This window comes from Streptomyces sp. AM6-12 (assembly GCF_044327085.1).
In the GTDB taxonomy this organism is placed as follows: Bacteria; Actinomycetota; Actinomycetes; order Streptomycetales; family Streptomycetaceae; genus Streptomyces.
This window is the reverse complement of the sequence record NZ_JBIQWN010000002.1, coordinates 1,051,143-1,062,088: the sequence shown is the minus strand read 5'-3', so window position 1 is coordinate 1,062,088 and position 10,946 is coordinate 1,051,143. Positions and strand designations below refer to the sequence as shown.

Annotated in this window: 10 protein-coding genes and 1 tRNA gene; 3 read left to right on the top strand and 8 right to left on the bottom strand. The window is 69.2% G+C overall.

Annotated features, from left to right (window positions below):
- Positions 1-20 precede the first annotated feature (20 nt).
- The 4 genes from ACE4Q9_RS33155 to ACE4Q9_RS33140 form a co-directional block, all read right to left on the bottom strand.
- Positions 21-941, bottom strand: a complete 921-nt coding sequence (locus ACE4Q9_RS33155; RefSeq protein WP_397988305.1) for a zinc-dependent alcohol dehydrogenase family protein — start codon at positions 939-941, stop codon at positions 21-23.
- A gap of 92 nt (positions 942-1,033) precedes the next feature.
- Entirely contained in the window at positions 1,034-1,780 is a 747-nt protein-coding gene (locus ACE4Q9_RS33150; protein ID WP_397988195.1) for a HisA/HisF-related TIM barrel protein, read from the bottom strand.
- A 54-nt stretch (positions 1,781-1,834) separates the two neighbouring features.
- On the bottom strand, positions 1,835-3,097 hold the full coding sequence (locus ACE4Q9_RS33145; protein WP_397988194.1) for an NAD(P)-binding protein: 1,263 nt from the start codon (positions 3,095-3,097) through the stop codon (positions 1,835-1,837).
- A 5-nt stretch (positions 3,098-3,102) separates the two neighbouring features.
- On the bottom strand, positions 3,103-3,825 hold the full coding sequence (locus tag ACE4Q9_RS33140; RefSeq protein ID WP_397988193.1) for a hypothetical protein: 723 nt from the start codon (positions 3,823-3,825) through the stop codon (positions 3,103-3,105).
- Positions 3,826-4,238: 413 nt separating this feature from the next.
- Between ACE4Q9_RS33140 and ACE4Q9_RS33135 the strand changes: the two genes are divergently transcribed.
- Complete coding sequence (locus ACE4Q9_RS33135; RefSeq protein WP_397988192.1) at positions 4,239-4,613, top strand: response regulator transcription factor; 375 nt, start codon at positions 4,239-4,241, stop codon at positions 4,611-4,613.
- A 1,080-nt stretch (positions 4,614-5,693) separates the two neighbouring features.
- Here ACE4Q9_RS33135 and ACE4Q9_RS33130 read toward each other — a convergent pair.
- From ACE4Q9_RS33130 to ACE4Q9_RS33120, 3 genes are all read right to left on the bottom strand, one after another.
- Entirely contained in the window at positions 5,694-6,572 is an 879-nt protein-coding gene (locus tag ACE4Q9_RS33130; RefSeq protein ID WP_397988191.1) for an NmrA/HSCARG family protein, read from the bottom strand.
- Between the two features lie 83 nt (positions 6,573-6,655).
- Complete coding sequence (locus ACE4Q9_RS33125) at positions 6,656-7,090, bottom strand: MarR family winged helix-turn-helix transcriptional regulator (RefSeq protein ID WP_397988190.1); 435 nt, start codon at positions 7,088-7,090, stop codon at positions 6,656-6,658.
- 268 nt (positions 7,091-7,358) lie between these two features.
- The gene (locus ACE4Q9_RS33120) at positions 7,359-7,718 is read right to left on the bottom strand and encodes a hypothetical protein (RefSeq protein WP_397988189.1); all 360 of its coding nucleotides are present in this window, start codon (positions 7,716-7,718) and stop codon (positions 7,359-7,361) included.
- A gap of 310 nt (positions 7,719-8,028) precedes the next feature.
- On the opposite strand from ACE4Q9_RS33120, the gene ACE4Q9_RS33115 reads away from it, so the two are divergent.
- Positions 8,029-8,124 (top strand) — tRNA-OTHER (locus ACE4Q9_RS33115).
- A gap of 973 nt (positions 8,125-9,097) precedes the next feature.
- Positions 9,098-9,292: a hypothetical protein gene (locus tag ACE4Q9_RS33110; RefSeq protein WP_397988188.1), complete on the top strand. Its 195-nt coding sequence runs from the start codon at positions 9,098-9,100 to the stop codon at positions 9,290-9,292.
- Positions 9,293-9,330: 38 nt separating this feature from the next.
- Here the strand turns inward: ACE4Q9_RS33110 and ACE4Q9_RS33105 are convergent, their stop codons facing one another.
- The gene (locus ACE4Q9_RS33105) at positions 9,331-10,845 is read right to left on the bottom strand and encodes a carotenoid oxygenase family protein (RefSeq protein ID WP_397988187.1); all 1,515 of its coding nucleotides are present in this window, start codon (positions 10,843-10,845) and stop codon (positions 9,331-9,333) included.
- Positions 10,846-10,946 lie beyond the last annotated feature (101 nt).

The window sequence follows — 10,946 nt, the reverse complement described above, 5'->3', positions numbered from 1 at the left end:
CGAGTGCGGACCGGCCGTGATCAGCCGGTGAGCACGACCTTTCCGCCGCGTCCGGGGCGCATCGTGTGTTCGAGCGCGGGCTGGAAGTCCGCGAGGTCACGGCGCTCCGCGACATCGAGGCCGGGCAGGCCACGCACGACGGCTTCCTGGACTTGCCGGGTGAGGGCGCTCAGCTCCCGTCCGCCCAGACGCTCCATACGGGCGGGCAACCAGAAAGCGGAGATGCTCACCTGTCGGAAGACCAGGTCGTCGGGACGCACCAGGAGGGGTTGAGCGGACAGCATGCCGTAGGAGACGAACCGCCCGGCGGGACGCAGGCACCGCAGCGCCGCAGTGCCGAGAGCCCCACCGACCGCGTCCAGCACCGCGTCCACTCGGCCGTGCTCCAGGGTGCCTCGCACCACCCCGGGGAGAGCGTCGGCGGAGCCGACCGTCAGGGGCCGCGTGCCCGGGCGGGTCAGCGCGCATGCCTGCTCGCGGTGCCTGACCACGGGCAGGCACCGGACACCGCGCTCGCTCGCCAGGTGGATCACCATTCGGCTCACTGCGGAGGCACCCGCGGTGAGGAGCAGTGTGTCGCCCGGGCCGAGGGCGATGTCACGCACGAGCAGGTGGGCGGTGAAGGGGTTCACGGTGAGCTGGCAGGCGGCCTCGGTGGAAACACCGCGCGAAACCGGGATCGCCGAGGCACTGGGCACGCAGACGTGCTCCTGCCAGGTCCCCATGGCGGAGACCGCCACCCGGGTGCCTGGCACGGGGCCGCTCGTCCCGGGCCCCAGAGCGTCCACGACGCCTGCGCCCTCGAATCCGGCGACAGCCCAGCCGCTCTCCTGGGCCTCCCTGTCCGGTCGCAGGGTGAAGCGTGCGTCGCGACCGTAGGATCCCCGGACGAACAGGAGGTCCGAGGGGTTGACCGGGCGGGCGGAGAGCCGTACCCGCACCTCACCCGGCCCCGGTTCGGGCCGTGGAAGGTCCACCAGGCTGAGCACATGGGAAGGTTCGCCGTATTCCCGGAAAGCCAACGCCCGCACGATCAGCCCTCTTCTCCGTGGAGGTGCCGGCGCAGGCCCTCGCCCAGCGAAGCGATCGTCTCCCGGCCGCTGTGGACGACCTTGTTGACGAGTACGTGGGCGGCGTCGCCGGTGCGCAGCGCGTCGGCCAGTTGCTCCGCGGAGCCCGCGCCGCCGGAGGCGATGACCGGGAGTTGGGACACGTAGGCGGTGGCACGGGTCAGATCGAGGTCGTAACCGATGCCGGTGCCCTCACGGTCCACGTTGTTGGCGAGCAGCGCGCGCAGGCGCAGCTCGCCGAACCGCCGGGCCACCGTGAGCGCGTCCGTGGTTGTGCGGGTGGCGCCGCCGTGGACGAGCACCCGCCATCCCCGCTGCCGGTCCCCGGAACAGTTCACGACGCCGACGAACCGTCGTCCCCCGAGCAGGCGGACCGCGTCCGCCACCCGGTCGGGTTCCTCGACCATGCTGGTACTGACCGAGAGCGCGTCCGCACCCGCGGACAGCAACTCCTTGTACTCCGCAGGTGACGGCAAGACCCCGTGCTGCACGGAGACGAGCAGTTCCAGGCCGGTCTTGCGCAGTTCGCGCAAGAGGCTCGGCAGGTAGCCGACGGCGGTCCAGGGGTCGACGACATCCAGGAACAACTGGTCGGCACCGTCGTGTGCGTAGCCGACGGCTATGCCTACGACGTCGAGGGGATCGGCGAGACCGGGGATCCCGGACGGGTCGGTCGCCACGCCGTCGCGCACGTCGATGCAAGGGATCACCCGCCGGGCCACCTGAGCCCGGGAATACGTGGTACTGCTGCCATGCCGCATCAGTCATCCGCCTTCCAGGTATTCGCGTAGCCTCCGCGGCCGTGCGTCGCGGGGCGAGAGGTGATGTGCCACGGCCAGAGCCGATCTCATGGCCGCTTCCTGCGTTTCCACCGGGGTCGTGCAGTGACCGAGAAAGAGCAGGCGCTGCCCGGCTTCCATCTCGCCCAGCCGCTGCCGCGCCCAGCAGGCCGCCGGGGTGGGAAGAGCCGTCCGGAACGAGGAGCGGGCGAGTTCCTCGCGCGGCCGCCCGCTGCGGTGATCGACCTGACTGACGAACAGGTCGACGCCCAGCGAGGGGCCGTACCAGGTCGTCGTCTGGCTCCGGTGCTCGTTCACGGTCGTGTTGCCGGCGGACCACAAGCGCCGGTCCTCGGGCATCCCGTACGGGTCTCGGTGCAGGACGTAGGTCACTTCCCGGTACGCGATGGAGTTCAGCGCGGCTTGCCAGGCACTCGTGCCCGCCAGCCCAGAGAGTGCGGCCAGGGCACGGTCTGCCGGAAGAGCCAGGGCCACCGCGTCCACCGGGTGAACGGCCCCCGTTCCGTCCACGAGTTCGAAGCCCGTCCCTGTCTGGCGCACCGCCACCAGGCCGGTGCCCAGTCGTATCCCGACCGAAGGTGAGCCGGCAGCGAGTCCGTGGGCGAGGGACGTGGCCCCAAAGCGCAGGTACGTCGTCCGGGGAACCGCGTCCGGCGGCGTCAGGGTCGCGCCTACCGCTCGCGCGGACAGGGTCCGCACCTCGTCCAGTGCGCAGCCGTGGAGTGAAGCCGGCAGCGCGCACAGCAGGTGCTCCACCGAGGACGAGGGCAGCGACCAGGCGTTCAGGACCTCGTCGAGCGTGAGGTCCCAGGACATCCCCTCCGCCTCCCACCGCGCGTATTCCTCGGCGAAGCGGGACATGGCCCGGTACGCCGGCCCGCCGGTCGTGACCGGCCGTACCGTGTCGGTGGGGTCGGCGGCAGAGACCCACAGGGCCGAGCGCTCGCGCTCGCGGAACACCACGCGAGAGGAAGTGGTCTCCACCAGGTCCCCCGCCGGAATACCCGCTGACGCCGCCATCTGCCGCCAGAGGGGAGACGCCTCGGCAGGTGTCTCCCTGACACCGAGGTCGATGACACAGGTACCGCCGTGCACGGTCGTCTGGACGGACTCCGCGTTTCCGCCCAGCCTCGGCCGCGCCTCAAGCAGCAGCACCTCGTGGCTCTCGCCCAGTAACCAGGCCAGTGTCAGACCCGCGATCCCGCCGCCCGCTATTCCTACGCGCATGGCCGTCACCCCTGCCGACTGCGCGGGCCTGCGTCGACCGCGGACGGTGCTCGGTGCACACCGGCGGCGAACAGCCAGAAGCCGTCGAGGCTGGCCAGCAGCATGTCGGCGACAGAAGCGGCGCGGTCGGGCGTGTCACCCTCCCGGATGCCGTCCTCTACGACGGCGGCGGCCAGGTCGAGCAGCTCCGTGGGTGTCGGCAAGCTGTAGTGGTCACGGAACGCCTCGGGCACCTCGGTGCCCCCGTCGGCCAGTGTCCGCAGGAGTTCCCGGGACTCCCGCGTGTAGGCCGCGAAGTCCGATCGCAGCGCCAGCGCGGCGTCAACAGGACCGGCGTGCAGGCACATCCAGGAAACCGCCCTGGGAAAGGCGAAGGCGTTGGCGTCCTTTGACGGGTCGAGGGCGGAGGAGGGGGAGGAGTTCAGAGCCCTCGCGCACCGGTCGAGGCTCGGCTTGAGCGAACGCAGGGCATCGTTCAGCCCGGTGAAGAGATCAGCAGCCGGTCCACTGGGGAACCGGGCAAGAAGTACCGCGTAGGCCACGGTCTCGGTCTCCAGGCACAGTTGGTCGGCCTGCACCACACGGCGAAGAGCCTCTCGGCCCACCCGGCCGTCACGTGCTGAGCGCAGCAGCGCGTTGTCACGCTGCCTGACGACCTGATCCTGCTCGAAGAGTAACTGTGCTGCAGCAGACGTGGGATCGGCATCCATAAATTCCCTCCCCAGCATTTTCCTCCGCCTTCTCTTCTTGGCGCAGTCACGAGTGCCCGTGCTCTGTACCCGGAAACAGCGAGGAATTAGGTACCTCCGATACGGCACCAGGTCCTTTGGTACTCATCCGCCCACACCGCCGTAATGGTTCAGTAGCTTTTCTTCATCGCAATCCTTTGATAGACCGACACGCGCGGCGAAGCGCCGTCCGGTGGCTACAGGTGCTGAAGAGGCGTTGATGCACCAACGTGGGCCGGCACGGCGCGGAGGCGGAGGCACGGCCCGGAAGGGACGGCCGCTACAGCAAGGGGCGCTGACCGGATTCCAGGTTCCCCGCCCGTGACAGAAGGGAATAACGGCTCTGTCTGTACCGCCTCGACGTCAGCGCCGCTGACCCTTGAGCAACAGTCTCATCCCCCGGGGGCGACGCCATGCCCGACGAAGCAGAACGCTGCTGCCAGGAAATCGCGTGCAGCCTCCGGGCGTTGATCCGGGATGTCGATGAGATCGTTCGTTTGTTGCAGATCCTGGTTCAGGAGCGGCAACCGGACGTCGACTCGGCCACCCCTGAACGGAAGTCAATCGACGACAGGGTCGAAGCCCTCACGGATCGTGAGAGTGAAGTTTTCCATCTGCTGGTGACAGGAATGTCAAACCGTCAGATAAGTCGTACGCTCGGCATAGCCGAGCGTACGGTGAAGAACAATCTCCATTCTATTTACCGGAAGTTCGGTGTATCGGGTCGGGCCGAGGCGATCGCTCAGTACTTCGGCGCCCCCACCCGACACCCCAGGTCGAGCAGCTGAGCCAGAGCCCTATGTGGTGAGGTGGACGAGTCGTCTGTAACAGCAGAGGGTGGCGGCAAGGCCGGGCAGTTGCGGCGCGTGCTGTGGGGGGCGTTCGGAACACCTGCCTTGCGGAGGTTCACGACGACCTCGGCATGTCGGACGCCGGTGAACCGGCCGGGCCACGTATGGGTCGCTGCGGAAGCCTCGGCCGACCGGCTGACAGCAAAGGACCGTCGTTGGCTTCCAGCGGGGCCAGCCAGCACGGAGTTGTTGTTTGTCCGGCGCGGAGAGATGATCCCGGGTCTTCCGGCCATGAGCCGTCCCGACGGTGATCCTCAGGTGGGCGGCCATCCCCGGATAGCCCCAGAGGGGCTGGTGGTTGACCACCATGTCCTCCCGTTCGGCGTCATGTGCGTGCATAAAGGGAGCGTGGCCATATGGCAAGGCCGCTCCTGCCAGGTGGGCATGGAGCATGCCTGGGGGTCCAGTTCAGACTGCGGTGAGACGGTTTCGAGTGGTTGAGCGCGGCGGTCGCGACCGTGAGTGCGGCGCAGAGTCCGCGGACCTCGCGGAGCGTCGGACGGACGAGTTGGGGCCAGGTGTCCGAGGCGGCAGGCCATGAAGCGAGATGGCCCTCGCCGGTGGCGAGACCAAGGTGGGCGACGACGTCCCAGCCGCCGTGCGAGGCGGGCTCTCACCGGAGGAGAAGACGTCCGACGGAAGTCTGGGCGCGTCGGACGGGAGCCAGCAGACGTCGAAGGGGCCGCCGGACAGGACGGAGACTCGCTGGACGAGCGCACCGGCCACCTCGGAGGGCACCGGGCGCAGAGCCACAGGGGCCGTGGATGACGTCAACGGGGCGCACGGTGTTCTGCAGGTCCGGTCGGTCGCCGTGGGCCGGCGGGCGTCGTCCGTCAGCGCCTTCAGCTCGGGCTCGTCCGACGGCGCGTCGACGGCCCAGGCCGGCGGTATGTCGGCGTCAGCCGCGAGCGCGCCCTGGGAGCTTCGTGACTACTTCAGCCGTTGGCGGATGTGTTGACGTGCCCCGGAGCGCCGAGACCGTGGGCACGATCGCGGGTGTTCATCGCGGCCGGAGGCTCAGGAGCCAGCCGAGTTTGTAGGCGCGGTCCAGCCGGTGGATCGGATCCACTCGGCCAGGTCCAGGGTGGCCGGCTCGATCGCCCGCACCACCGCAAGATCCGACGGGTATTCCGCCGCCTTTGCGAACTGGCGGAACATCGCCCTGTCGAGGTCGCTGGGAAGCACGCTCAACGGGAGGGCCTCGTAACGTGCCGGGAGTCCGGCGCGCGCGCCGAACACCGCAGCGACCTGAGGCCCCGTCAGCTCGTCGCCGACGAGCTCGACGGCTCCGCCGGGCGCCTCCGCGGTGTCGAGCAGGAGTGCGGCGGCGACCCGGCCGATGTCCCTGACCGAGATCATCTTCAGGGCGACGTCCTCCGGCAGTGGCAGCCTCAGCACGATCTCTCCGTGCTCCAGGCTTGGTGCCAGCACCTCCATGAAGGCGGTCGGGCGAACCATCGCGGCCCTGAGGCCGGACTTCCTCAGGTGCTCCTCGATCGAGTGCTTCGAGTCATGATGCGGTACACCCGACTCCCGGTCTGCGCCGAAGACAGAGTTGAACACGACGTGCGGGACGCGTGCCGCGACGGCCGCGTCGACGAGCGCGGTGCCGATACGGATCTCCGTCTCGACCTCTTCGAGGTTGTTCGCCTCCGGGGTCATGAAGTAGAACGCCTCGACCGCCGTCAGCGCGGCGGCCAACGAGGCCGGGTCGTCGGTCCGGATGGCCGCCAGCTCGACGCCGCGGGCGGCCAGTGCCTGAGCCCGGTCGGACTGGGGGTCGCGGACCAGGGCCCGCACCGGGGCCTTGCGGTCCAGCAGCGCGTCGACCACCGCCCCGCCCTGTTGCCCTGTCGCGCCGAAGACTGCGATCGTGCCGGTCGCCTGAATGCGCATCGCTGCCACCCTCCACTAGTTCATGGCATGAATGAAACTAGTTCACGCCATGAACTTCGTCAATGTGCGGGTGCAGCGGGACCTCACGGTCGAATGGGTTGGTTGGGGGAAGAGAGGTCCGCGGTGTCCACGATGGCGGTGGCCACGCGCTCGAAGTCGCGCTGGTCGTCGGCGTCGAGGTTTTTGGCGATCTCGGGCAGGCGCTTGGCGACCTCGGCGTACACGGCCTCGGCGAGCACCCTCCCCGCAGGCGTCGCACTGAGCATGACGACCCGTCGGTCCTGCGCCGAGCTTGCCCGGCCGACCAACTCGCGCCGTGCGGTGCGATCGACCAGCTGGCTCAATGCGTTCTTGGTCATACCCAGCGACGCGGCGAGGTCAGCCATCTGCCGCGGCTCGTTCCTGACTGCGCAGATGAGCGTGGCCTGTGAGGGGGTCAGGTCGAACTCGGCGCAGATCTGCGCGTACTTGCGTTGAATCACAACCGACAGCCAGAAGAGCTTGTCGCCATAGTCCACGCCGGCCTCCCCGTCCGATGACGAACGATCAGCCTACTCGTCACGTGTTGGCAGACCACGCCACTCACCAGGAGATGCACGCCTCTGCGAGACCCGCCTGGCGATTCCTACCCCAACCACTTTAATCGACTCATGCTGTCCATTCACCCTGGAGGCGTCGCTACCGGCGCGCGACGGGTCGTGCGCCGGTTCCGTGCCACTTCTGTGCCATGGTGAGGGGGGTAGTCGGTGTAGTCGCCGCCGTAGAAGGTGGCCGGGTCGGCCGCGGTCAGTGGGGCGTTCGCCTGACGACGGGCTGGCAGGTCCGGGTCGGCCAGAGCGGTCGCGGCGACGGCGACGACGTCGACCAGCCCGGCATCGAGGTCGACGATCCGGGCCTCGAGGGGAGCGCCGGCACGGTGAGCAGCAGGCCGTAGGCCATTCGCGCGCAGCCTCGTGAAAAGGTCTTCGTCGCCGGCGTAGATCGCGTGCAGGTCAGGTTCAGTGGGGCCAGGACGGCGAGCAGGGCCGGGAATACCTGGTGCATGTCGTGCTCGACGATGTCGTCGTACGGATTGCCCGGCCAGACCCACAGGCCCGTACGGTCGGCGCCGATCTCGTCGGCCCCGCCGGCTGAGGTGCCCTCCACCCGGCCGTCGGGGCCCCGGTGCTGTCGCTCTCGCCGCCGACCTCACCGCAGGGCCGCGGCACGCGCACGCCCGCGGCAGGCGCAGAAGGGAGCTGCGCAGCGGGGCGAACGGGATGATCCGGGCCACTCACCAGCCGCCATGCCTTCTGCCGACCCCAGTGATTGGCTGACTGCGGCGGTCCGGAGCGGCGAGCTCGTCCACGCTGCCGTGGCGACATCGCCCTCGTCTTGTGCGTCAGTTTCCCGTCAGGGTCTCGTGTCACTCTCTTTCACGTGAACGGCCCCAGGCGCCATCGGGGGCCGGGAGCAAGGAGAGGTGCCCGGAGCGGTTGATCGGGGACCAGCGAGCATGTCTCGGGGTCGGATTCCTTCGGGGTCCACGCAGGTTCGAATCCTGCCCTCTCCGCATCACGCAGTACGCCGCGCCCCGACGGGATGTCGGTGCGCGGCGGGCGTGGGGGTCCCGCAACGGGCGCAGACCAGGCGCCGCGGGCCGGGTGAAGGCATAGCGGCCGAGGAAGCCTATGTGGTCGTACTGAAGCGGGAGAGCCGGGTGAGCAGCTCGTCGGTGATGGGGAAGCTGTCGGCGGCGAGCTGGTTGACGGCGGCGTCGATGTAGAGGCTGTGCAACAGCACCAGGTGTGCTGTTCCGGGACGTTGGTGGCACGCGTGCTGGATGCTTGAACAGGTGGGTCTGCTGCAGGTTTGGGTGACAGGTTCGGTCACGCGGCGTGGAGGGCCGGTGTGGTCAGGACGGTCTCGCATTCGATGGGGGTCAGCCGGCCGAGCGAGGCCTGTCTGCGGCGCCGGTGGTGGGTCCTCTCGGTCCAATGCACCCGGCGACCTTCTCACGCCGGGCAACAGCATTGTTCAGGGCGGCCACGGCCAGGCGGGACTTTATCCGCGCGTCGGTGGAGTAGCCCACGATCCTCTTGCTGAAGACGTCCTTGATGGCACAGAGATACGACTTCCCTCACCGGTGGCGTGTTCGGTGATGTCGGCGAGCCACAGGCGGTTGGGGCCATCCGCCTGAAGTCACGGCGGACCAGGTCGTCGTGCACCGGCGGGCCGGCCTTCTTGATCGTGCCGCGCCTTTTCCTGAATACGCTCCACCAGCGGTTGCCCCGGCAGATCCGCCACGCAGTCCGGTCGGCCATGACCGACCCCGCGTCGCGGGCCTCATCAGCCAGGAAGAGGTAGCCGAACTCCGGATCCTCACGATGCGCCTCGAACAGCGCGTTCGCGCGGTAGGCCTCCTCCAGCACGGCGTCGGGGACCGGCCGGTCGAGCCAGCGGTAGTAGGGCTGTCTCTGACGAGTTGGAGGACCCGACAGGTGACACGAGCAGGTGGCCGCCGACTTCGGAGTGCAGTGCACGCGATGACGCTGTGGAAGTGGATGCGTCGTGCGGACATCGACGACGGGACCAAGCCCGGAACGAGCAGTCAGGAGAAAGCGGAACTGCGGGCCGCGTGTCAGCGGATCAAGCTGCTGGAGCAGGAGAACGAGGTTCTTCGCCGGGCCGCCGCCTATCTGGTAGAACTGCTGTCCGCCATCGGCATGCGATGGACGTAGCACGCAGCCGCTGGCCGGTCTCAGCTGGGTCACCGCCGTCACGCGTCCGCGACCCAGCTGCCGTGGAAGCCCAGGGGCACCCGGCCGGGCAGATGGATCCGGCCCAGGGGGTGGCCGGTGAAGTCCTGGGCCGCGAGGATCACCAAGTCGGTTGCGCCGCGGTCGGGATCGTTGACGTACGACAACACGTAGCCGTCGTCCTCGGCCCGCGCCCCGCGCCGCGGCACGAACACCGGCTCGCCGACCGCCGCGCCCGTGGGGAAGCGATGGAGCTGCCCGCCGCCGCGCACCATGTCGTGCTTCACCAGGTAGTTCGAGAACTTCTCGTCGGGCGGCACTCCGTCGACCGTCTCGTACGCGCGCCACATCTCGGCCGCGCTGGCGGTGTAGGCGTAGCGGTGCCGGCGTGAGACCAGGGCTTCGTTGATGCGGGGGAACTCCTGCGGGCGGTCGTCCAGCCGGCTGCCGCGGAGCCGGCCCGCGTGCACGTCGATCGTCCAGCGGTCGAGCGTCGGCGACCCGGTCGCGCAGGGACCGCCCATGCCGCGGCCGGCCGCGTAGAACGGTGCGGGGAACCCTACGTACTCCATCACGACGGTGTCGCCCTCGTCGTAGGCGTTGAGGGTGTGCGAGTAGTACACCGGGTCGATCTCGAACCAGCGTGTGGTGCCGCCGGTGCGCGGCAGCAGCCCTACGCGCATGGGGTGCCGGTCGTTCCACACGTAGGGCACGACCGCGCCCGCCTCCGCGGCGGCGGCGTCGAAGGTGATCGGTACGTCCACGATCACCACGTACTTACCGGTGAGCGCGAAGTCGTGCATCATCGGCGCGTCCGCAACGGGGACCCGTGTGGTCCGCACGACCCGGCCGCTCCGGTCGATCATGATGTGCCTGACGTGGTCCCAGGTGGGGTAGTACGCGATCGCGTGCAGTTCGTCGGCCACCGCGTCGTACTTGGTGTGCGCGGTGAACGCGCCCGTGAGGGTGGAGCGGAAGTCGTACGGGCGGACGGTGTTGAGCTCGCCGTCCAGTTCGTACGGCAGCGGCCCGCTTTCCTGCAAAGCCAGGATGCGGCCCTTGTACGGGATGACGTGCGTGTTGCACGCGAAGTCGTCCGGCGGTGCCTGGCCGGGATAGGGCTCCCCCAGTTCCGCCGTCACCCGCCGGGAGCGCACCCAGCGGTTGCGGTACCACTCCGCACGCCCACCGCGCAGACGGACCCCGTGCACCATGCCGTCGCCGAGCATCCAGTGGTGAGCACGAACGTCCTCAAGACGCAGCGGGTTCGGGCCATTGCGCAGATAGCGGCCGTCCAGATCGTGCGGGATCCGGCCCGTCACCTCGAGGTCGAAGGCCGTCAACTCCTCGGCGACCGGCGCGAAGGCACCTTCCAGGAACGGTGTCGCCGCCCTGGTCGCGCCGGTCTTCCCGGCCGCGGGACCCGGCTGCGCGGCGGCCGTGAAGAAGCCGGGGCCCAGACCGCTCCCGACCACGCTGCCCGCTGCCGCGACTGCGGCACCCTTGAGAAGACTCCGACGTGTGCGACCGGCCATCGTGTTCCTCCACACCCGTGTCGATGTCCGGCACCGTCGGCCGGGCTTCGCTGACGGGGACAACCCTCCTCCCCGGCGGCCCGTGAAGCAGTCGACCCACA